Consider the following 23,695-nt stretch of genomic DNA (forward strand, 5'->3'; position numbering starts at 1 on the left):
CTTGCAGGCAGCGTCGTGCGGTTCCGCTGAGCCGGTGCGAAGCAAAGCCTCGCAAACGGACGTTCCCAAGCCGGAGCTTGGGAACGAGTTTGCGATAAGTTTAATGCGCCGGCGGCGGGCTGTTTTGGAAGGCTCGGGCACGGAAGAGGAAATCGATGATGTTTCCTTCGTGCGGTTGCAGCCAGTTCAGGGCGATCGTCTTCACCTCGCCAATGTTCAGCCGGTCAATGAACGTGGCATCCAGCAGTTGCTGTTGGAATTTTTCATTTTCGGTGATCGCCGAGCAGACCAGCGTCTGGCCCATCCGTTTGAGCATTTGGTCTTCCGGACAATCGACGACCGTCACAAACGGGAACATGTATTCCCCCTTGGAAATTTCCGTCTCCGAATTCGTGCAATGCAACACCGTCGGTCGCAGGAAGTCGCAACGTTCATTTTTCACCAGCCGTTCGCCGTCCCGGTACTTGGCAGTGACCTCGGTGACACTGGGATCTTTGATCCCTTGGTCGATCTGGTTCGAGATCGCTTCGGCCATGCCGGGGACCGTGAAGGCAGCCAGCGGGGATTCCGGATGTGTTGCCGGCAACGGAGCGACCGGGCCGAGACGCTGAGCGAGGGCGTCGGCGATTTCCTTGCCGTGTCGCGACACCCAAATGCCCGAACAACTAATGCAGCTACGTCCACTGTTCACCAGCACGCTGTCGACCATCAAGTCGAGGTACTTTTCCCAGTCGTCGACTTTGTCGTCGCCCAGAATAATTTTACTAAAGCCGGGACCGTGCGGTTGCACGCGGGGGTCGCCGTGATAGCGTTCGACCGTCGGCAGTCCGCCGAAGATCATCGCCCGCTCACAACTGGCCAACACAGCTGCCCCGCAATCGGCGCCGCCGGGATAGATAGAAATCACTTCGCGAGGAATGCCGGCAGCGAAAAACGCCTCCGCCATGCGATAGGGTGTCCACGGTTCTTGCGGCCCCGGTTTGAGGACCAATCCCATTTGCAGCGGAATGACGGGCATCCACAACGTATGCACACCGGGCGAGTTGGACGGCAACACCAGACCGAGCACCGGAGCGTTGGCCTGATAGCTGACCATCACGCCGCGATCCTCCATGCCATAGCCATTGGCCAAGATGTCGAGCGGCAAGCCACGCGTCAGGGCGTCGAGGATCTCCCGCATGTTCTTGAGGACGAACTGGTTTTTCTTCATGTTGCCGGCACACATGTGCTCCGGCAGGCCGGTGGTCGCCGATTGCATTTTGCAAAAGTCGGCCGGCGTTTGTTGGCCATCGCCAATAGGCAAAGTCCCTTCGGCATACAAATCGGCCGCTTTGCCGACTTTGTCAATCAAATCGTCGATCGAGAACTCACGAAGGATATCGCGCGCCCGTTGGGCTTTACGCATATCCATCTGAATCATCCCCCCGTTGGCCTGATGCACCTGTGCGAGCGTTTCACCCGTCTCAAAGTGCACAACTTCGTCCTTCTCGAGGCTCTCGTAAGGCTTGCCCCAGCGCAAAACGGGAATTTCAACCATCAGTAGTTCCTTCGTGGGATATCTGTATTTTGTAGGTCATGCTGTGCATGACATGAATATTCATCGGACAATGACGTCACGCTCAACGTGACCGACTGCCAGGGTCTAATACACGCCGACGGTCGTTGTGGTGGCGAATTCGTGGTAGGGGCGGACGCCGCTTACGCCGTCCCAGGGATAGGCTTCGCATGGTTTTTCGCGTTCGCCTTCATCCCGTTCCATGAATCCAGGGACGAATAGCTCCTTGGTGAGCGTTGTCAGTTTCACGCGGCCTGTTTCGCCGTAACCGACGAGTTTGTTGTAGTCATCGAAATCGACGACCTCAATTACCGCTCGCGGCTGGGGTGCGTGGTAGCTGATTTTATATTCATCTGCCGGGTCAAACGGCTTGCTGCAAGCTAGGCCCATCAGCGTGTTGCCATAGGTGGGGGTCATATAGACCCCTTCGATCAATTCTTCCATGGCAAAGCGATACCATTGCGGCGTAAATTCGGTGCCGCCGGAGAAGATCCCGGTGATCCCCTGCTCTTTGATGCTGGTGCCATCCTCCATCAATCGCATGGCCAACGCTTCGAGCAATTTGGGCGTGGTGAACATGCATTTGATGTCGTGCCCGGCGGAAAGGACCGTCACCGCTTGATCGATCACGTGATCGCGATACGCTTCCATCTCGGCCATGTTGCCACGCTTGATTAGCTTGACCACCCAACGCGGGTCCAGGTCGACGCAGAAGCAGATGCCGCCGCGATGTTGGCAAAGGTGTTCTACGGCCAGTCGCAGTCGGCGCGGGCCGGAAGGACCAAGCATCAGCCAGTTGCCACCCTTGGGAAAATGTTCATCCGGTAGCGTGTCGCTGAAGTTTTCGTAATCGATCCAATGGTCGTTGACGACAGCCCGCGATTTGGGGATTCCGGTCGTCCCGCCGGTTTCGAAAACGTAGACCTTTTCGTTTTCATAGGCCTTGGGAACCCAGCGACGAATCGGGCCGCCACGGAGCCATTCGTCCTCGAAGTGTTCAAACTTCTTCAGGTCGTCGAAGCACTTGATGTCTTTGCGGGGATCGAAGTTGAAGGATTGGGCCTTTTCGAGCCAAAACGGGCTGCCCGTTTCGGGATTGAAGTGCCACTCCATGATTTCGCAAACATGCGCGTCAAGTTGTTCACGGGCTTCGGCTTCAGTCATCTCAGCAGTTGCTCCTGGATATTCGGCAAACGTGGGATCGGCATCTGTGCACCCAATCGGCAACAGGCCAATGACGGCATGGTCCCCGGAAGCGAACGCGAAACGGGTTCGCCCTCTCCCTCAAGGAGAAGACCGGGGTGAGGGCAAACAACGGATGTCCGCCGTCGACAAGAATACGGACATCCCTGCCACAAGGCGCTTGGGCTTCCTGCCGACAAACTGCATGCGCCACGTCACACATGGTAGACAATTAGCAGCCAATTGAAAACGCTGCGGACGCAAACAGCGGACTGCGGGAAATGGTGGTTTTTGCTAATGGGATTCCGCAGATACGGACGGCGGCCCCTGAATACAGCGGGCTTGCGGCGATTATGTCGGCAGGATTTGTTCCCCCGCTCGAATCGTCAACAGTGGCTCCCAGCAGCCGCCTGGACGGGGGACACTTTGAGTATCGGTCAGAGCAGCGGCGTCGGCGTTGTATTGGATGACGGTTAGATCCGCACAGGCACCGGGCGTCAACTGGCCGATTTCGTTGCCGAGACGCAGAATATCTGCGGGGCGCGACGTAACAGCTGCGAAGGCATCGGGTTCGGGCATCCCAGCTGCGATCAGTTTCGACATCGTCCGCAGCAAATCGTGGGGCGGCTTGGAACCGATGTGCCGAGCGTATTGGTCTGACGATATCGTATCCGGTGGAAATCCTGCAGCGAGAGCCGTTTCAGCCACCGAAAAATCAAACGACGCCATCCCATGCCCTACATCGAACAAGACACCTCGCTCACGCGCCGCACGGATACAACCGGGTATCACTCCTTTTTGTACGACTCCAAAGGGTTCCGCGCGAAAACAATAGGTTACGACATCCCCCGCACGGAGCTGTGAGAGTTGGTCATCCAGTGGCCAATCACGCGGATCGCGCATGCCGTATAAAATGGGCCGCCCGGTTTGCGCTGCGACCTGCAAAGCCCGATCCATGACGGCGCGGGGGTCGGTCTTGCCACAAGCGATCCGGCTGACATTTACAGCGATCCCCCAGATTTCATCGCCGCTCGATTCAACCGAGGAATTGATGGTGGCGACACATTGGTCCACATCGACCCAGGCGAACTCCTCGAAGCAGCCTCCGGGCATCGATTCGCCGAGGGCGGACAGATTGAGTGCCATGCGAATCCGCATTCGCGCGGGAAGTAGCGTTGTGCGACGGTACTCTTCCCAGTTATTGCCCCCGGCGTCCCCTTGCGAGAGAACAGTCGTCACACCCCGTTTGAGCAGTTCGGTATCGGGGTGGATGCCGTACTTTGACCCGGTGATCGCGGGGTGCGCGTGCAAATCGACCAATCCCGGTAGCAGGACCGCGTCGGGAAAATTGAGTTCCGTGTCGGCGACTATTTTAGACAGATGCGGACCGATGGCGGTGATCCGCCCCCCAGAAACGGCGACCGCAGCGACCGCGTCAAAACGGTTTTGCGCGCAATAGACTCGCCCGGCGCGAATGAGTAATTCGTGCGTATTTCCAGACATTTGGGTCGCTCCGCCATCAAATTGGTATTTTGGTCCTTTGATCGCTCAATGCATTGTGAATTGTGATCCACAAAATCCGTTGAAAACCAGGAGGAGGATGGATTTGCAATCAAACCCCTGATAACGAATAGGCGCTTGATTCTCTCACAGTCTGCTGTCAAAATGCATGGCTACGGTTGAATGCGCCATCTGCATTCACGTTGTATACGTCGCCACTCCGCATTGTCAGGGCCTTCGCATATCAGAAACACGTTTTGCAAATACAAAAACTCTCTTAAGGCACGATCATGAAGTTACTCGACGGTCAAACAGTAGGCATCGATCTGGGAACGACATTCTCGACAATGTCCCAATTGGACGCAGACGGCAACCCGGTCTCTTTGAAAAACTCCGACGGAAAGTCAATCACACCGTCGGTGATTTTGCTCGGAGACCAAGGGCATATTCTCGTCGGCCCGTCGTTTGAACGGATCTCCGTTTCTGATCCGGCTCATATTGTCGAAGCAGTCAAACGCCAAATGGGCAACAAGAATTACTTTAAGGTCTACGAAGGGAAAAAGCTGACGCCTGAGTTTCTGTCGGCACTGATCGTCAAAAAACTCAAGCAGGATGCCGAACAACAAATCGGCCCCATCGCCAATGCGGTCGTCACCGTTCCCTATTACTTCAACGATGTTCGCCGCAAAGCGACACAAGATGCCGGGCAAATTGCCGGTCTGAATATCATTGACATTATCAATGAACCGACCGCTGCCACATTGGCCTATGCCTGGATGAAGGGCGAACTGGGCCGTACCGACTTGGGAGACATCGAACGCACGATTCTCGTCTACGACCTGGGGGGCGGAACGTTCGACGTTACCGTCGTGCGTTATACACCGACTCACTTCCGCGTGTTGGCGACCGATGGTGACGTCTACTTAGGTGGACTCGACTGGAGTGCGCGAATTGTCGACCACGTGTCGGAACAGTTCAAACAAAAGTTCGGCATGGACCCCCGGGAAGATCCCGAAACAGCGCTGCAAATGTCGCAAGAATGCGAAGCAGCGAAATTGGCGCTCAGCTCCAAAGCTCAAGTGCCGGTCAATGTCTACTACAAAGGCAAGACACTCACCGTCGCACTCACGCGAGGCGATTTCGAGCGGATGACAGCCGACCTGTTGCAACGGACACGCGACACCACAGAATTGGTGATGCAACAAGCCAACGTCGATCCAGGAACCTTGGACGAAATGATCTTGGTTGGTGGTTCGACACACATGCCCTCGGTCGAATCGATGCTTCTCGATGTGTGTAAGCGTTCACCGTCTCGGGAACTGAACGCCGAAGTGGCGGTTGCACAAGGGGCGGCGATTCATGCTGCCATCTTAGAAGCCAAGGTCACTGGCGGTGAAAGCCGCATGGCCAAGGCAGTGATGAACCGCCTCCAGTCAGTCTCGTCTGAGGACGTCAACTCGCACTCCCTGGGAATCAAAATCACCGACCCGGACGAGCGGACGCGGAAAATCAATCACATCATGATTCCCCGCAATACAACCATTCCCTTCTCGCGAACCGAACGGTTTACAACCAACTCCGCCAACCAGCAATCGGTACACGTTTACTTGTTGGAAGGGGAAGTGAAAGATGTCGATGCCTGTTCGCAAATTGGCGATTTTCGCGTCGTCGGCTTGCCCCCGGACCTGCCGGCCGGATCTCCGGTCGAAGTGACCTATAGTTACGACGCCAATGGACGGATTCATGCCACCGCCCGTGACCTGACGGGAAATAAAGAAGCCTCGGCGGAAATTGTGCGGGCTTCAGGATTGGACTCCGCCGGTTTGAACAGCTTTGAAACACTGGCTAGCGAATATAAAGTCGAATAAACCCATCGCATGCTGTGGGAAATTCAGGCGGGCCTCTTCAACGACGAAGAGGCTCGCTTCCTATTTTCCCGTGTTGGAAACGGCACTTTTCGTCTCGCCAAACCCGGCGATTCACGATTCTTGTCAACGGCACAACCGACGACACAAATCCAACTTGATCCAGAACCTTGACGAACTGGCTTGTCCGGTGTCGACGGACGCAACAGAGCACCTCGTCAATAGATCTGAGGAGTGAACCAGAGTGGCGATCGATGTCTATAAGGAATGGCTGGGGATCCCGGAAGATCAGCGTCCGCCCGACCATTATCAGTTGCTACGTCTCGTGCAATTTGAAGACAGTGCGGAAAAGGTGCAAGCCAATTACCGCAAACTCAACGCCCATGTCCGCAAATACGCGACTGGACAATACATGGACGAATCGCAGGCGTTGCTCAACGAATTGGCCAAGGCCATGCTCTGCCTGACTGATGCGGAACGGAAACGCGATTACGACGAGCAACTCGGCCGTGAATTCGATGATGACGATGAACCTGGCGCCCTGCCCCCCATCGAGAAGATTCTGTTGGACCAGGACATAATCAGCGACGCCCAGATCCAAGAAGCGCGTCAGATGTGCGACAACCTGGGCATCGAAATGCGGGATGCGTTGGTCCAGCTCAAGGCGGTCAAAGCCGATGCGGCCGCCCGCGCTCTCGCCACTTCACTGGGACGCCCCTTCGTCGATCTCGCCGACATGATTCCCGACGATGACGTTCTGGATCGCGTCCCCCGCTCAATGGTTAAGAAACATTCGATCCTGCCGTTGTTCATCGATGAAGATGACGACGTGTTGCTTGTTGCCGGCGTGAATCCAATCACAGCCGATGTCGAGGATGATTTGCGACTGCGGTTCAGCCTACCAGTCCGCGACGTGATCGCGGCGCCCATGGCCATCAATCAAGCCATCGCCAAATACTATGCCCCCGGCGTCCGTGAGGAAGCCGAAGAAGAGGTGGAATCCCCCAAGGCGGGAGAAGGTGGAAAAAAAGGGAAGGCAAAAAAAGCCGAGAAAAAGAAGGCGGCAAAGAAAAAAGAACCAACGCGGGGTGATCAAGCGCGCGAACAGAAACAATTGTGCATCATTGCTTTTTGCTTCAGCTTCGTGATTGCCAATCTGCTCGACGGATTCGTCATCGACTCATCCACTTACCTCGACGGCCTTTCATTATTGGGTTATTTCTTGCTCCCCGCTTTGACAGCCGCAATTTGTTATGTCGCCTTCTGGCCGCGGTCATGAGATCCGCCTAGAAACGGACTGGCCCGGTCCGGCTTCGCAAGACTATTGAGATACACTGCGGTGAACGAATTTCAAGAGAGCTCAGGCAGTCAGCAATTGCCGGACAATGACCGGAATACGGCCGATCCTGCGGAGAGGTCGCAAAGCGCTCTTGCAGCGACGACCGGAAACGAGTATTTAACCCGCTCCTCTCAATCACTTATCAAAACACCCCTCTCCAGCGGACATCCTATCGGCACCGGCATTCGTGTTTTGCTGGTTCTGTGGAGCCTGTTTCTGTGTGTGGGGTTTGCCTTGGCTGCCAGCATGCGTCCCGATCCGCGAGGTTTCGGCACGCATCAAAGTCTCGGTTTTCCACCTTGTACGTTTCAAATCTTGTTCGACATCCCTTGTCCTAGTTGCGGAATGACCACGAGTTTCTCCCATTTTATACGCGGGCAAATTGCCGCTGCAGCTCGGGCGAATATCGCTGGATTGTTACTTGCAATCACCTGTTTGATTCAAATCCCCTGGTGCTGGATCAGTGCACTCAAAGGGCGACTGTGGTGGGTTCACCAACCCACAAATTTCGCACTGATCGTGGTCGGCGGCATTTCCCTAGTGGCCGTCATCAATTGGTGTCGGCAAATTTTTTAAGAAACCTCAATTCACCACCATTGGTAAACGGATTTACCGATCAATCAACGCTGTCGACGAATCCCTAGGGATTTGCGACACGTAGCCCGGCAATCGTCCGCCGACGGTGAGACAGAGAATAGAACGGCAGCTGCGATGGAGCGCGAAATGTCGAATACAAACCTTTCATTCAAGCAACGCCCCCATCGGCTGGGTTGGCTGACCTTGCTTCTACTCTGCGGCAGCGCATCGACAATGGCCGGTTGTTCGCTGATGGTCGAAACGGGTGTGATGCTCATGGGACGGCCGAAAATCCCGGCCGCATTCGAAGAATTCTCGAAAAAGTCGCTGGGAGAAAAAGGGGTCAAAGCGGTTGTGATTTGCGAAGCCCCCTTGGGGAGCGATAGCGAAGCCGCAGCGCTCGACCAAGAATTGCAGGCCGAGCTTAGCCGGCGATTTAAGCAACACGACATCGAAGTCATCGACAGTCATAAAGTTGCAACTTGGATCGACGACAACGGCGGTGATTGGGGCAGCCCCGAGGATCTGTTTGAAAAATTCACAGATGCGGACTTTTTAGTTCTCGTAGATGTCAACGAATTCAGCTATTTGGAGAAAGACAGTCCGGGCTTGTATCGCGGTCGTTCGCAGATCGAGGTTTCGGTCTACGAAAACAACGAATTCGATTCACGGATTTTCAGCAACACCATCGATTCTGTCTTTCCTAGACAGTACCCCGAAATGGCTGATCGAATCAGTAAACAAGCATTTCGCAAACGTTACGTTGATCAACTGAGCACACAAATCGCGAGACTGTTTTACGAACACCGTCCGGAAGAGACGTTCGACTAAACCTACCGAGGGGCAACCAACAAACCCCAGGCCGCAACGGCTCACCCCGTGTTTTCCAGCCGCCTGAAAAGTTGGTCTTGCACCGGCAAAGCTCGTGACACACAATCCCCAAATCACGCCGTGACTATGCTCTCGACCTGGCTTGGGAACAGACCATGGCAACGACTTCCTTTACCGCCAAGGAAGTTCATTGAACGCAGATTTTCGAAGTTTGTATCGGCAGTTAAAACAAAACATTGAGTCGTAAGGTATCTCCGATTGCATAAATGGGAGACTCAGGTGCGATTGGTAAAAGCACCGACCGTTCGTATCGTCTTAAAATATTTACCGGCGAGGGATCGCAGATATGAGAATTGATAACAACCACACGAAGCAGGATCAGCCCCGCCGACAGATGCTGAAGCTGTTGCTCTGCTCGATGCTTTTAGCATCCACTTGCACCGGCTGTAAGGCGGTCGTCCTTCTGGGCTATCTCATCGGTGGTCCCCCTTCCATCGAACCCCCGTTTGACATTCAAACCAAGACGTCGCTCAAAAAGGACGAAAAACGAATCGCCGTCGTCTGCTATGCTCCCAAGGAACTCAAATTCGACACCGAGGATGTTGACGACGAGTTAGCCCAACATGTCGCCATGCGGCTGAACAGCCACGGCATGAAGGTCATTGCCCCGGCCGCCGTACAAAACTGGTTGGACCAAAACGACGATTGGGATTCCCCCGCGGAAGTCGGCCATGCTCTCGAGGCGGATTGGGTCGTCTACATCGACATGCAGGAATACACTCTGTGGGAAGAAGGTTCGATGGAATTGTATCGCGGACGTACGACAGCAATGGTCAAAGTGTTTGACATGAATGATGGCAATGGCGAGGAGATCTTCACCAAGGAGATCGTCTCCGTCTATCCCATCCGTGCCCCCAAGCCCGCACATGAAATCAAACGCGACCGATTCAAAGCCCTGTACTTGTCCCGGTTGAGCGAAGAGATCGGCCAATTGTTCTACGAACATTATGCCGGCGACGAAATCGCACACGGCGTTGTCGACTAACGTTGCACCTGCGGCACAAAGAATACGAAAACGGCGGGAAGCACTTCTGCAGATGCTTCCCGCCGTTACTATTGGACATCACTGATTTTGACCACAAAAATCATTCGATGTCGAGGACTTTCTTGAAGTCGATTTCTTCTTCCTCGCTCAGCGGAAACGGAACCGGCGCCAACTCCGTGGAGTCCGTCTCGACAGATTCGGTGGAAATCGATTCACTGGTGACCGTGTCCGATTTCATCCCGATCCGAGCATTGCGTTTCTCCAAGACCACGCGGGCCGCGTCGCGAAGTTCCGCGTTGCCCAATCGGCGGAGGTTGCCCAGTTCGGCCAACGGTTGCAGTGCCCGTGTCAGGCGGCCGATGCTGGTTTCCATCATCATCATTTCCGTCAGTCCCTGCCGCATGGCCCCCAAGCTGGCGACGCGTCCTTCGAATTCTTCTTGGAAGTCGACCAGAATTTCCAGAGTCTGCACGGCGTCGGCCAACGTTTCATTCTGGCTGTTGAGCGAATCTTTCATCGTCAACAGTGTATCGAGGTTGGTCCGGGCGGCGACCACGTCTCGTTCCCCGGCGGACAGATAATCCCGCAAGGCAAACAGTTCATCGACGATGGTCGTAGCATTGGCGGTATCGCCGGCCTGTGACTCGATTTTACCCTTGAGTTCGATCACGCCGTCGGCGGCGGCTTGGGCTTGGGCCAAGTCTGCGGCATCTTCACGAATCCGATCCTTAAGGTTGATCAGTTGCGTCAAGTTGCTGTGCGCTTTGGGCAGGTCATCCGATTGGGCGACGAGTTGCGTTTTGACGTTGACCATGGCATCCATCGCCTTCTCGGCTTCTTGCATATTGACTGCTTGATCCTGTGCCATTTGGCTCAGCGTGATCAATTCTTGCAGCGTTTCTTGCGCGGTCGGGGTCGAGATATATTCTTCGACGAGTTGGTTTTGAATTTCGGCCATGCCGGTCAGTGCACGACGTGCCGACTCGGTCATTTCCTGATTGTCCAACAACATTGCTTGCAAGTCGTTGATTTCCCGCAATTGGGTCAAGGAGATATTCGCTTGACGGGCTTCAGCGGCGACTTCGGCCCGCAATTGGCGAACCTTAACCAACGCGCTTTGTGCATCGGCAAGTTGCTGTCGTTGCGCCTGCAGTCCGCTGAGCAACGTGTTGGTATTTTTGACACTGCTACGCATATCGACCAAGTCTTCCATTTGGCGGTGCACCTGATCGATTTCTCCCTGCATCATCGCGAGTTGGCGCTCGAGCGGCTTCGAAACCAGATAATGCAATCCGATCATTGCCACGGCGAGCCCGGCAAACATCATGATCCAATACGGCTTGCTTAGTTCAAACATTGAAGATTCGGAATGATTTTTCACGTCAAGATTCCTGATATCAGAGTTGTCCAAGGTTCGCTCCCTCAGATACGGATTTATGTCTGGATTGTGGATTCAAGTTGAATTTGTGCTCGCCTTAGCCACCGTTGGCTATCGCAACCGGTCCGCTCCACATTGGCCTGGCCCAACAAAAGTCGTTGAGCTGGGTTTTGGAGTCTGTTGCCGACCCTCATAACTGGATCGGGATAACACCGATCCAGCGATATCGCAGCAGCCGTCCGGCCGTCATTAGGCGATTCCCCTCTTACGAGGAGGGAAATCATGAATTCGAGCTTGTCAAACGGAAAGAACTAGGTGAGCGGTAAATTCTTCTTGTAATTCCCATATGCCCTAGTATCGCCATTTGTGAGATATGTTCTGACATGGAATCCTGCCAAGTCCCCCTGATTTCTCAAAATTGAATCCGCCACCACCCCACGAGGCGGAATGTACCGCAATACCGGTAAAATCCCCTTCCTATTCAAGTCGCATCGACGATCTTCGATGCGTAACAGCCCTTGGCTAGCGAATGTGTAGCCGAAATGCTCTCCCAGCCTCGATTTGGGTCCCGGTTTGCGTTCTACTGACGCCTCATGACCGAGACACCCAAACGTGAATCAAACCGGACACGCACGATGACTCCGATACATATCCGAAAAGGCGTACTTGAGGATTGGCCCATCATTGCCGCCGCCAATTCCGCCCTCGCCGCCGAGACGGAAGGGAAACAGTTATCACCTGAAGCACTGGAACCGGGCGTCCGGGCGGCGTTGTTAGATGAGCACAAAGCGCAGTACTTTGTCGCCGTCATCGATGACCGCGTCGTGGGGCAGGTGATGCACACGCGGGAGTGGAGCGATTGGCGCAACGGCGAAATCTGGTGGCTACAAAGCGTTTTTGTTGAGCCAGCCCACCGCGGTCGCGGCGTATTCCGCGCGCTGTACGAACATGTATACGCCTTAGCCGCGGCAGACAAAGATGTCGTGGGGCTGCGGCTCTATGTTGAGCGGGAAAATGATCGGGCGCAACAGACGTATTACAAACTGGGCATGACGATGCCGGGTTATCATGTGATGGAAGCGCTGTTCGAGGCAGACAAACCGGCGCCGCAATAGCCCAGCCGGCGCTCGTTCGTCCGGTCGAATTCCACAGGACGGCTACGGCTGTGGTTTGTTCCCGGCGATCAGATCTTCTTCCCATTCGTCCAGCAAAGGCCAATCGATGGCACACGTGCCGAAATCGGACAGGTGTTGATAGGCATCCAAGCGGTCGATCGCCTGTTGCAACGTGGCGTCATCCTTATGAAACGCCGGCCCGTGACTGGGGAGTAACCACTTCGCGTCCGAGTCCTTGATGCGCCGTAGTGATTTGATAAACGCCGGAATATCGGAACCGTGATGCGCGTCAATGGCACCGACACCGCCGTCGCGAAAGATGTTGTCGCCGGAAAACAGCAGGTCGTTCCAACGGAACGCCAACTGGCTGTCGGTATGCCCCGGAGTGTGCCAGACCTCGATTTTGATGTCTCCCACTTCCAGAACATCCCCCTCATCGACTTGTCGATCGACTTTGATCGGCTGGATATCGAGTGAGATTCCCTGGGCGGAGATTTCGGCAAACGTGCGAATTCGATCCGCATCGGCCAACGGTTTCACAGCCCCTGGATGCGCGACGATTTGGGTGTCGCCCACCAACTCGCAAAATTTGCGGGCGCCCTGGGCGTGGTCCACATCGGGATGGGTCAGCACCAGATATTTGCAATTGGCCAACGGGAAATCCATTTGTCGAATCAATTCGACAATTTCGGGAACAGTGTCTTCGTAACCGATATCGATCAACATCCACTCAGACTGATCGAAAATCAAATAAACACAGCACCCCAACCGCTGGCGGGCCTGGTAGTTCATTTCGATGACGTTGGGAAAATATTCGCGTCGCTGCAGCATGCGGGCCTCGGATTACGACTGTAGAGATCGTCTGATAGGGAAAGTGCGCGTTGCATTCTAAGGCTGGTCCGCCAATGTGGCAAGTTGTTGGCTCGGGATGCTAATTTTCCGGGCCATTCCTTCACAAAAACTCTCCCGCCACCTGATCGGCGAAAAACAAGCCTTCGTGCGTCAGCCGAATCGTGCCGCTGTTACGCTCCAACCAACCTTGGGCGGTGAGACTGTCAACAGCGTCACCAGCCAACTCGAGTAGATCGTAACCGGTGCGTTCGTGGAACTCCATCAAATCGATGCCCGCGCGGCGGCGTAGGCCGAGGGCGATGGCCTCCCGTGCGCGGTCTTCGGGAGAGAGCATTTCCGTCTCCCCGATCGGTAATTCGCCGGCCAATGTTCGCTTCAACCATGTCGTCACGCTGCGGTGATTGATCGAGCGACGGCCGTCGAGATACCGTGCTGCTCCCGGTCCGAAGGCATCATAGGACTGTCCGGTCCAATAGACTTCGTTGTGTCGGCAACGAAAACCGGGCTGCGCGAAATTGGAGATTTCATAGTGCTCGTAACCGGCGGCGGGGAGTTTATCGAGTGCCAGGGCGTACATCTCCCGTTCCAGCTCTGGTGTTGCCGGCGTGAGTTGCGATTTTTCACGGCGGGTCCAAAAGGCAGTGCCTTTTTCAAATGTCAGCCCATACGTCGAGAGATGCTGCGGGTGATGAGCGACAGCCATTTCGAGAGTCGACTCCCAGAGTGCGAGCGATTGTCCGGGGACTGCGAATATCAAATCCAGGGCGATGTTGTTGATCCGACGGCGAAGCCACTGTAGGGATTGGTCGATTTCCTCCTGACGATGATCCCGTTCCAACACCGAAAGGATTTGGGCATCAAACGATTGAATTCCCAGACTGACGCGATTGACACCCGCGTCGGCCAGGATGGCGATTTTCTCCTCGCTCAAACCGGCCGGATTGGCTTCGACGCTGAATTCGCAGCCAGCGGCCAAGCGAAATTTACTCAACACGATCTCCAACAACCGCTTTAGGTCTGCCGGGAGTAGGTGCGTCGGGGTGCCGCCGCCGAAAAAAAGCGTGCTGATCTCGGGAGAATCTTCGACGCGGGACAACTCCATTTCCAGTGCGCGGAGATAGTTGTTGATCAAGTGATCCTTGCCGGCGACAAGCGTGAAGTCGCAATATCCACAGCGATGCGCGCAAAACGGCACGTGGATATAGATTGCTTGTGGCGGGGCAAAAACCGGGTTCATGGGAAAATACCAATGGCAAAGAGCTAGACCAGCAGCGTTAAAATAGACGGCGTCGGTAAGTTCGGCAATCGCGGTGGACCGCAATTGACCAAAAGTGCGGTTTTCTGGTAGTTTCCGCCGCGTCGCAGCTCGCACGGCGGAGTTTTTTTCAGACGGGCGACCAATCCCAAGACGGTCGATGCTCTACGCAGGCAAGGCATCGTATCGTCCGGCTACGAACGGAGCGCGAAGTATGTGTGGAATCGTGGGGTATGTGGGTGGAAAACCGGCTTCTGCGTTACTGGTCGAGGGACTACATCGGCTCGAATACCGCGGTTATGACAGCGCGGGAATCGCCGTTCGCAATGGCGAAGGCATCAACATCCGCAAACGCGCCGGTCGCGTGGGCGAACTGGTCAAATTGCTCGACGAGGAACCGATCCAGGGCAGCCTGGGGATCGGCCATACCCGCTGGGCGACACACGGCGAAACAACCGACACCAACTCGCATCCGCATGTGGGCGGCAACGGCGAGGTGGTATTGGTGCACAACGGCGTGATCGAGAACTATGCGTCGCTACGGGAATCGCTGCAAGTCCGTGGGTACGTGTTCAAAACCACGACCGATAGCGAAGTGGTCGCACATCTCATCGCCCATCATCTGGATGAATGTATTCGCATGGGGGACGATCCCCAGGATCGCGCGACGATTCAACGCACGCTCGAAATGTCATTAAAACAACTCAAAGGCACCTACGGACTGGCGATCATTTTTCGTGATCACCCGGAATTGTTGGTGGCGATCCGAGCCGGCAGTCCGCTGGTGATCGGCATTGGGCACAACGAATACTTCTTAGCCAGCGATTCCAGTCCGCTCGTCGGACATACCGACGAAGTCGTCTATCTCGACGATCACGAATGGGCGTTCCTCAGCCCCGAGGGGATGGAAATTATCCATCGTGATTCCGGACAACGGGCGCCCTCGATTCAAACCCTGGATCATGTCGCCGGTAATATTGATTTGGGGAATTTCGATACCTACATGCTCAAGGAGATCTTCGAGCAACCCCAATCGCTGGAAAACTGTTTGCGGGGACGCATCGACGATGATGCTGCCAGTGCGAAGTTTGGCGGACTCAATGTCGACGTACAGGATTTGCGGCACGTTGATCGAATTGTCTTAACGGCTTGCGGTACAAGTTGGCATGCGGCGCTGGTCGGAGAGTATCTGATTGAGGAATTCGCCCGCATTCCGGTGGAAGTCGAATATGCCAGCGAGTTTCGTTATCGCAATCCGCCCATGACCGACCGCACGATGACGTTCGCCATCACACAAAGCGGCGAGACGGCCGATACGTTGGCGGCGCTACGGGAAAGCCGCCGCAAAGGGCATGCGACGATGGCGATTTGCAACGTCGTCGGCTCGACGATCGCCCGCGAAGCGGACGGTGGAATTTATCTGCATGCGGGACCGGAAATCGGCGTCGCCTCGACCAAGGCGTTTACCTCACAAGTGACGTCGTTAATGTTGTTGGCCCTCTATCTGGGGCGCATGCGGCATCTGTCGTTTCCCGCCGGGCAACGCTTGATCAAACAGATGCGCCAATTGCCGCAACTGGTCGAAAAAACACTCGCCTGCAACGAAGCTGTCGCGAAAATCGCCACGAAGTATTTCGACCGCAACAATTTCCTCTACCTGGGCCGGCTTTATAATTTCCCCGTGGCCCTGGAAGGCGCGTTGAAACTGAAGGAAATCAGCTACATCCATGCTGAAGGCTATCCAGCGGCCGAAATGAAGCACGGGCCGATCGCATTGGTTGACGAAGTCACTCCGAGCGTGTTTGTGGTTCCACACGGGACGATGTACCCCAAGGTGATGAGCAACCTCGAAGAGGTCAAAGCCCGCAAGGGACCGGTGATTGCCATTGCCTGCGAAGGGGACAAAGAAATCTCCGCAGCAGCCGACGACGTGATCTTCGTACCGGATGTCGAAGAGTATCTGCAACCGATTGTCACCTCGATTCCGCTCCAATTACTGGCCTATCACGTCGCAATACTGCGAGGCTGCAATGTTGACCGCCCACGCAATCTGGCGAAAAGCGTGACGGTGGAATAACGCGGGTTTCTTGCCCCAATCCATCTCGCCACTTCCCCAATCGCGCATCGCTGAGTTATCATAGGCATTGGCATGTTATGACATGCGATGTGCTGCGGTTCTCACCATCCCGCAGTACTGGGGCTGAGGCATGGATATTATACATACGTAGAGATTGTGGGCGGAGAATCGATGAAAATCTTGCTGGCCAACCCGCGCGGGTTTTGTGCGGGCGTCAATATGGCAATTGAGTGTCTGGACGAGGCGCTCCGCATCTGCGGGCCCGAAATTTATGTCTACCACGAAATTGTGCACAACAAATACGTCGTCGAAAATTTCACCGCTCAGGGAGTGACCTTTGTCAACGACCTGGACGAAGTCCCGCACGGGGCGTTTTTGTTGTATAGCGCGCACGGTGTCTCGCCGGAGTTGCGGGAACACGCAGCCAGTCGCAATCTGCGGACGATCGATGCCACCTGCCCGCTGGTGACCAAAGTGCACCTCGAAGCGGTCCGCTTTGCCAAACAACACTACAACATTGTGCTGATCGGCCACGAAGGGCACGACGAAGTGATCGGCACGATGGGAGAAGCTCCCGAATCGATTACGCTGGTGGAAACCGCCGAAGATGTCGATCAGCTGGAATTCCCACCCGGAAGCAAAATCGCCTATCTCACACAAACGACCCTCAGCGTGTCGGAGGCGAATACGGTGATCGAACGCTTGCGAGAACGCTTTCCGCACATCGAGTCGCCCCCCAAAGAGGATATCTGTTACGCGACAACCAACCGGCAGGAGGCGGTCTCCACACTGGCTCCGCAAACGGATGTCGTGTTGGTGCTGGGAAGTCAAAACAGTTCCAACAGCAAACGACTGGCAGAGATCGCCGCCGGAATGGGCAAGCCATCGCATTTGATCGACGGCGCCAAAGAAATCGACCCCTCCTGGTTCACCGGCAGCGAGACAGTACTCATCACGGCCGGCGCCAGTGCCCCGGAAGTCGTCGTCGAACAATGCATCGACCGCTTGGTCGCGGATTATGACGCAACGGTCGAAGTGATGACGATCCGTGAAGAAAACGTGCAATTCCAACTGCCGAAGGAACTGCGGGTGTTGCAAGCGGCGGAACGGTGAGCCTCAACGAATGGGTGGCACGGATTGCCAACGGCAATCCGTGTGCCGCAGGCACAAGAAGCCCCCATTTCAGCGGTCCGTGCCAAAGAGGCTTCTCTTGTCAACCAGCGCGGAAACTGGGGCTTCTTGCGGGCTTTGCCCGCCCCGATAGCCGAGCTATCGCGGCCATCCTGAATTCCACCGTATCAATTCCGCGTAATAAACTCGTGCAGATTGAATACCGTGCGTGTGACGGCGGTCCAGGCGGCGAGTTCTGGGGCGGGGATGTCTTTGGGGGGCTGGGACTGGCCGGTGTGGATTAGTTTTTCGGCGGCGGCTGGGTTTGCGGTGTATGCGGCGCGCTGTGTCTGTAACAAATCGGTTAGCACGGCGATCTCCTGTTCGTCGGCGTTGCGTGACAGGGCGTGCTGCATCATCCAGTGGAGCCGGTCGTTTGTTTTCGTTCCTCCCTGTAGAATTACTTGAGCGGCGAATGCGCGGGCGGCTTCGACGTAGGAGGGATCGTTGAGCAGAACCAGTGCGCCCAGCGGAGTGTTGGAGCGGGGTCGCTGTGCGGTGCATTCTTCGCGCGCCGGAGCATCGAAGGCCTTCATCGCCGGATGCAGGAATTGCCGCTGCCAATGCGTGTAGACGCCGCGGCGATATTGGTTTTCGCCGCTGTCTACTTTATAGGTCCGCGCGGGGAAATTCAGGTGCCGGTACAATCCTTCGGGCTGATACGGCATCACGCTGCGTCCGCCCAGTTTGTCGACCAACAGCCCGCTGACGGCCAAGGCGTTGTCGCGAATGATTTCCGCATCGAGCCGAAAACGGGACTGCCGCGCCAACAAACGGTTATACGGATCGACCTCCGCCAAGCCGTCGCGCATGAGCGACGATTGCCGGTACGTGTTGGACAGGACGATCAACTTGATGATGTGCTTGATATCCCAGCCACTTTCAACAAACTCAAGAGCTAGATTGTCCAGCAATTCGGGATGCACCGGCGGTTCGCCCTGTGCGCCGAGATCGTCCGAGATTTTGGAAATGCCGGTGCCAAAATAGCGCTGCCATAGTCGATTGACGAAGACCCGCGCCGTGAGTGGGTTCTCAGGTGCGGTGAGCCAATTCGCTAAATCAATACGTGTCGCGCGCTGCTCAGTCTCAATCTGCGGAAGGAAGTTCGGGACGCCCGGTTGGACGACATCGCCGGAATCGTCCATCCAATTCCCACGGGACAGCACGCGCATTTCCCGCGGCGTGACCGAGACTGTCACCAATGTGGTACGCGTGTTGGCGGCAACGGTTTCCTCACGTTGTTTTTTCAGAGCGGCAATTTTCTCGCGTGTCTCCGCTAAGGCGGGCGCGATCGAGCGGTAGTAGGCGGCGAGTTGTTGGGCCTGTTCCTCGGTGCGCTGTTCAGCGGCGACGGTTAAGATGGCGCGGATCTCTTGGGTGAGCGGATCGAGTTCGCCCGCTTTGAGTGGTTGCGGAGCGGTGGTGGCTGCGATGCGGAATCGGCCCAGCGTATGCCCGCCGGAGGCATAGTTTTGATCCAAGACAAAGGTGAAGGTTGCATCGTCCTCATTGGCGAGTACCTCGGCCGTTTCGGCGACCATGTGGTTTTCCTGGCCGACTTCCGGCAAGATCGCCCAACCCCAGCCGGGGTTTTTGAGGTCGCTGTCGACGGTATGAGCGGCTGACCATTTTTTATCCGGCAGTTTGCCCGCCCCGATCGTCTGCTCGAACGTGGCGGAGGCATTTTTCAATTCGATCGGCATCACCGCTGCCTCGTTCTCAGTGGTGCGGGAGACGCGAAATTCGGTCAGGACAAAGTTACCATTCCCCGCGCGTCCCGGACCATTTTTGGGGAGCGATTTGTCGGGCAAAACCTCGACGCGAAATCCAGTTATGTTTTTCAGCGGAATCTTGGCGGTAATCGTATAGCTGTTGTGGGCCGAATCCGGACCGGAGGCCAGCAGCGAGTGATCCTCAAGCACGGCGAGTTTGGTTTCGTGCAGCGCCGCAGCGGTTGCGGGGATGACGACCTGCCATGCCGGAGCTGTGGCGAGTTCTTGTTCCCATGCGATTTGCGCCGCTGCCAGTTCTTCGGTTGGTGTCTCGATGAGGCTTTGCAACTCGGCAAGTTGCCGATCGATCGGTTTCAGCAAAACCGGTAAGCGGTCATTGGGCACGTCGACCTGCGGTCCCCATCGGCCCGTCGCGTGTGATCCGGAATACAACCCTTTTTCTTTGATGTCGGCAAAAAACGAAGCGAAGCGGTAAAAGTCTTTGGAGGTGAAGGGATCGTATTTGTGGTCGTGGCATTCTGCGCAACCCAGCGTCGAACCCAACCAGACCGATGCGGCGGTCCGCACGCGATCGGCGGCGTATTTGGCCAGGTACTCCTTGGGCTGCACGCCCCCTTCGGCCGACATCATGCCGAGACGGTTATACCCTGAGGCGATCAATTGCTCCTGTGTGGGATTGGGCAACAGGTCACCCGCCAATTGTTCGCGGGTAAAGCGGTCGAAGGGCATGTTGTCATTGAAGGCCTCGATCACATAGTCGCGATACGGAGAGACGCTCACCGGTTGATCACCGTGGTAGCCAACGGAATCGGCATAGCGGACCAAGTCCAGCCAGTACATAGCCATTCGTTCGCCGTAGTGCGGCGAGGCCAGTAGGCGATCGACACACTTTTCGTAAGCCTCGGCAGAGTCGTCCGCCAAAAATGCTTGCATCTCTTCAACTGTGGGGGGCAATCCGGTCAGATCAAAACTGAGCCGCCTCAACAGTGTCCGTTTGTCAGCCGCCGGCGCAGGTTTTACCGATGCGCTTTGCAATCGGGCGAGAATAAAATTGTCGATGAAATTATATGGGGCAGCGGCGGATACTTTGGGGACTGGATGTAAAACAGGCGGGGTGTAGGCCCAATGATTTTTCCAGGGGGCGCCTTGGCGAATCCACTCAATCAGGATTTTCTTTTCCTCATCGGTGAGTTGTTTGGGGTGATCGACCGGCGGCATCACCAGACCTTCATCCTTAGTGGTGATCCGCGTGACCAACTCGCTCGATTCCAGTTGACCGGGATCGATGGCGACATAGCCTCCCAAATCGACGAAGGCTCCCTTTTTTGTATCAAAGCGGAGTCCCCCCGCGTCGGGATCGCCCCCTTGGCGTTCTTCCGCATCGGGACCGTGGCAGGCGTAACATTTATCCGACAGAATCGGTTGCACATCACGGCCAAAATTAATTTCCGCAGCTGGCATTCCATTGCCGCAGCACAACACTACCAATCCGATCAGCCCGGTGAATCTCTGCATCATCCTGGTTTCCCTCTCTCCGCATCGATCATCCGCAAACCACCGCCCACAACTAGGCGATGCATTCACTTTACTACGTTTCCGCGGCCTTGTGAACTTCGACGGATCACAGGCCGCTGCAAACGGGCCGCTTTCGCGCGCGTGGAGTCCGTCTCAATTGCCACTGCCTCCAAAAAGCAGAAACCGATTACCGATTTTGTACCGACTTGTCGCGTTATTAGCTGAAGGACCGATTAGCCGAGCGAATGAAATCACCTACATCCGGTCGCGTTGCCGCTGAAAGGCCCCACGAATGAAAACATTTCACCCGCTGTCGTTGGAAATGGTCATCGCCATCGACGATGAGTTAGCACCTTTTCCGTTATTGGATCGGGAGGTTGCCGTCGCGGAAATGGTGTTGGCGCTGTTGCCGCAACAGATCAATCGCTTTGCACAGATCTATGCAGCACGCATCACAGCTGAACTCATGGACCAGGATGCAGCGGTGGCGAATTGAACCGTTAGACTCGTTCGAGAATCCGCACGACTTGTGAGTAGGTATCGACCTCCACCAGATCTCCGGTATGAATGGTTGATGTCGCCCTTCCGGTACCAATGAGCGTTGGTTTGCAAAGTTCACGGGCGATAATAGCGGCGTGGCAGGCGATTCCGCCATCGTCGGTAATGATTGCTCCGCAGCGTGTTAGGAATGGCATCAATGCCGGGCTGGATTGAATCGACACCAGCACTTCGCCTTCTTCAAAGGTCTGGCCGACGGTGTCGGGACTGAGGATGACTCGCGCGCGACCCGTATAATGGCCCGGCCAAGCGGTGCTTCCGGTTAACTGGTTTTTATCGGAGCGAGGGACAACTTGCCGTTGTTTGGCGAGCCGCATCAGCAAGTACTCGGTTTGCTTTACGAAGTGCACTTGGTCTTCGCCGTCGATCGATTGGAAGATGAAACGGTGACCGTCACGGATCGCTTGCAATCGTGACTCCAGCTCATCACGGTCGAGGCTCCCGCGTCGTAGTTCACTCCAGGTCACAACATTCGGTGCTTCGTCGGGCGCGGAAAATCCCATATCCGCTGTCAGTCGGGCCACGTAGGGATCGATAATCTTCCGTTCTATTGTGGGATACAGCGACCGGGACCTGAGTTCTTCGGCCAAGCCGCGCAGCTCCGGATCGTCAATTTCTTCAATGCCCAGGGTATTCAATACCCAGAATGGATAAATTGTTGTGTATTGAGCAACCTCGGCAAAGAATTCCGCCGCCTCATCCAAACTGTTGAATCCCTCTGGCCCCTGATCGATTTGCGATTGCACGTTGCGATAAATTTGCTGGCCATGCTGCATCATTTCGAGGAGTAGTGCTCGATCTTTCTGAAAAGCGTCCTTGACGCGCTCGAAACACGCCTCGCACGCCTCCTTGTTTTGAAAGAGTTGCGCCATCCCCGCCTGATCTTGGACTGCGAGTTCGCGATCGAAGTGAATGCCGAGGGGATTGTGTGCGTGTTGCGCATCAATCCAATGCGATGCGATAGAAACCTCGATGAGCGATTGCGGTCGGCGGACGATCGGTTGCCATTCGGTGCTCAGGTCAATTAACGATTCCTGATATTCGGCCGCCAGCGTCGTGATTGGCCGCGCCTGCAATACTTGAAACTGGTCGTTTTCAATCGCCCATTCCGTATCCATCGGATGGCCATAATGGTGATGAATCCGGGACAACAAGCGCGCGTATTCAACCACCTGTTCGTCGCTGATTTTTCGCGCACTTCCGCGCGCGCCCAATTCACGCCATTGGGCCGGAGATGCCTCAGACGCGACATATAAGGCTTGTCGTTGCTCGCCGACAACAGATGCAATGATCCGATCACTGTCTCGCTCGACAACATACTGGTCGGGGTTGATCTGACCAGAAACAATCGCTTCTCCAAGCCCTAGACAAGCTTCGATGAGCATGATGTTCGGCTCCTGTGTCACCGGATGCACGGAGAAGCCGATTCCCGATATCTCACTGGCCACCATCTGCTGCACAACGACCGCGACCGCGAACTGTCCCGCTCCGTATCCGTGAACGGCGCCATACGCTAGTGCTTGCGGACTAAACATCGACATCCAGCAATCTCGCACGCGTCCGACGACGTGCTCCGGGGGGACATTGAGATAGGTTTCCAACTGTCCTGCCCAAGCGCTGGAACCACTGTCCTCGCATGTGGCACTGGAACGGACTGAAACCGAGTTGACGCCGAGTGTCTCAAGTCCCAGCTGGATCGCCGATGCAACGTCCTCGACCACATGGACCGACTCAAGGTGGATGGCAATCTCTCGAGCGGCTTCGTCCGGTTCAATTTCGTTACCGTTCAGTCGGCTTAGGGTATCCTGCAAATACCGTTGATGGTCGCCCGAGTGAATTGCATCCGTAAAGGCACTACTGGAAATCACAAAGCCGGGCGGAACCGGCGCACCGGCGCGAGTCAATTCCCCCAGGGAGGCTCCTTTTCCACCGGCCACAGCAACTTGCGATGAGTCAAGATCAGCAAACGGAATGATCATGGGCTTTGCAATTCAATTTGATGGCCATGAAAATGGAGAAGCGCGACCGATGCCGCATGAAACCATTCGCAAAAAACTCCGGCTCGATAAAAAATCCCAATTGCAGTTTGCTCGACAACAAGGCTGTACTTCACTCTAGGATGGCTTGTTCCGCTGGGAGTCGTTCGAAA

The 23,695-nt window shown here is 55.5% G+C and carries 17 protein-coding genes; 9 read left to right on the forward strand and 8 right to left on the reverse strand.

Annotated features, from left to right (window positions below):
* Positions 1–100: 100 nt before the first annotated feature.
* The 3 genes from CA54_RS06290 to CA54_RS06300 all read right to left on the reverse strand — a co-directional run bounded on the left by CA54_RS06290 (position 101) and on the right by CA54_RS06300 (position 4,240).
* A complete protein-coding gene (locus CA54_RS06290) occupies positions 101–1,537 on the reverse strand; it encodes an aldehyde dehydrogenase family protein (RefSeq protein ID WP_146369969.1) in 1,437 nt (478 codons plus the stop codon).
* Positions 1,538–1,642: 105 nt separating this feature from the next.
* Positions 1,643–2,719: a hypothetical protein gene (locus CA54_RS06295; protein WP_146369970.1), complete on the reverse strand. Its 1,077-nt coding sequence runs from the start codon at positions 2,717–2,719 to the stop codon at positions 1,643–1,645.
* Between the two features lie 369 nt (positions 2,720–3,088).
* Positions 3,089–4,240 (reverse strand): amidohydrolase family protein, encoded by a 1,152-nt coding sequence (locus CA54_RS06300; protein ID WP_146369971.1) that lies wholly within the window; start codon positions 4,238–4,240, stop codon positions 3,089–3,091.
* A 287-nt stretch (positions 4,241–4,527) separates the two neighbouring features.
* On the opposite strand from CA54_RS06300, the gene CA54_RS06305 reads away from it, so the two are divergent.
* From CA54_RS06305 to CA54_RS06325, 5 genes are all read left to right on the forward strand, one after another.
* A complete protein-coding gene (locus CA54_RS06305; protein ID WP_146369972.1) occupies positions 4,528–6,105 on the forward strand; it encodes an Hsp70 family protein in 1,578 nt (525 codons plus the stop codon).
* A 241-nt stretch (positions 6,106–6,346) separates the two neighbouring features.
* Positions 6,347–7,381, forward strand: a complete 1,035-nt coding sequence (locus tag CA54_RS06310) for a GspE/PulE/PilB domain-containing protein (RefSeq protein WP_146369973.1) — start codon at positions 6,347–6,349, stop codon at positions 7,379–7,381.
* A 60-nt stretch (positions 7,382–7,441) separates the two neighbouring features.
* Complete coding sequence (locus tag CA54_RS06315) at positions 7,442–8,017, forward strand: DUF2752 domain-containing protein (RefSeq protein WP_146369974.1); 576 nt, start codon at positions 7,442–7,444, stop codon at positions 8,015–8,017.
* A gap of 147 nt (positions 8,018–8,164) precedes the next feature.
* Positions 8,165–8,848: a hypothetical protein gene (locus tag CA54_RS06320; RefSeq protein ID WP_146369975.1), complete on the forward strand. Its 684-nt coding sequence runs from the start codon at positions 8,165–8,167 to the stop codon at positions 8,846–8,848.
* Between the two features lie 346 nt (positions 8,849–9,194).
* Positions 9,195–9,893 (forward strand): hypothetical protein, encoded by a 699-nt coding sequence (locus tag CA54_RS06325; RefSeq protein WP_231962987.1) that lies wholly within the window; start codon positions 9,195–9,197, stop codon positions 9,891–9,893.
* 100 nt (positions 9,894–9,993) lie between these two features.
* Here the strand turns inward: CA54_RS06325 and CA54_RS06330 are convergent, their stop codons facing one another.
* Positions 9,994–11,274, reverse strand: coding sequence for a hypothetical protein (locus tag CA54_RS06330; protein WP_146369976.1), 1,281 nt, complete (start codon positions 11,272–11,274; stop codon positions 9,994–9,996).
* Between the two features lie 632 nt (positions 11,275–11,906).
* On the opposite strand from CA54_RS06330, the gene CA54_RS06335 reads away from it, so the two are divergent.
* Entirely contained in the window at positions 11,907–12,386 is a 480-nt protein-coding gene (locus tag CA54_RS06335; protein WP_146369977.1) for a GNAT family N-acetyltransferase, read from the forward strand.
* A 42-nt stretch (positions 12,387–12,428) separates the two neighbouring features.
* On the opposite strand, the gene CA54_RS06340 is transcribed toward CA54_RS06335, so the two are convergent.
* Both CA54_RS06340 and hemW read right to left on the reverse strand, forming a co-directional pair.
* Positions 12,429–13,217, reverse strand: a complete 789-nt coding sequence (locus CA54_RS06340; protein WP_146369978.1) for an MBL fold metallo-hydrolase — start codon at positions 13,215–13,217, stop codon at positions 12,429–12,431.
* 121 nt (positions 13,218–13,338) lie between these two features.
* Positions 13,339–14,475, reverse strand: coding sequence for a radical SAM family heme chaperone HemW (gene hemW / locus CA54_RS06345; protein WP_146369979.1), 1,137 nt, complete (start codon positions 14,473–14,475; stop codon positions 13,339–13,341).
* Between the two features lie 232 nt (positions 14,476–14,707).
* On the opposite strand from hemW, the gene glmS reads away from it, so the two are divergent.
* Positions 14,708–16,570, forward strand: coding sequence for a glutamine--fructose-6-phosphate transaminase (isomerizing) (gene glmS / locus CA54_RS06350; protein ID WP_146369980.1), 1,863 nt, complete (start codon positions 14,708–14,710; stop codon positions 16,568–16,570).
* Between the two features lie 171 nt (positions 16,571–16,741).
* On the forward strand, positions 16,742–17,683 hold the full coding sequence (ispH, locus tag CA54_RS06355; RefSeq protein ID WP_146369981.1) for a 4-hydroxy-3-methylbut-2-enyl diphosphate reductase: 942 nt from the start codon (positions 16,742–16,744) through the stop codon (positions 17,681–17,683).
* A 185-nt stretch (positions 17,684–17,868) separates the two neighbouring features.
* On the opposite strand, the gene CA54_RS06360 is transcribed toward ispH, so the two are convergent.
* Entirely contained in the window at positions 17,869–20,991 is a 3,123-nt protein-coding gene (locus CA54_RS06360; protein ID WP_146369982.1) for a PSD1 and planctomycete cytochrome C domain-containing protein, read from the reverse strand.
* A gap of 289 nt (positions 20,992–21,280) precedes the next feature.
* Between CA54_RS06360 and CA54_RS06365 the strand changes: the two genes are divergently transcribed.
* On the forward strand, positions 21,281–21,484 hold the full coding sequence (locus tag CA54_RS06365; RefSeq protein WP_146369983.1) for a hypothetical protein: 204 nt from the start codon (positions 21,281–21,283) through the stop codon (positions 21,482–21,484).
* Positions 21,485–21,488: 4 nt separating this feature from the next.
* Here the strand turns inward: CA54_RS06365 and CA54_RS06370 are convergent, their stop codons facing one another.
* Positions 21,489–23,525: a PEP/pyruvate-binding domain-containing protein gene (locus CA54_RS06370; protein ID WP_146369984.1), complete on the reverse strand. Its 2,037-nt coding sequence runs from the start codon at positions 23,523–23,525 to the stop codon at positions 21,489–21,491.
* Positions 23,526–23,695 lie beyond the last annotated feature (170 nt).

Origin of the sequence: Symmachiella macrocystis, from assembly GCF_007860075.1 — a bacterium.
Taxonomy (GTDB): Bacteria; Planctomycetota; Planctomycetia; order Planctomycetales; family Planctomycetaceae; genus Symmachiella; species Symmachiella macrocystis.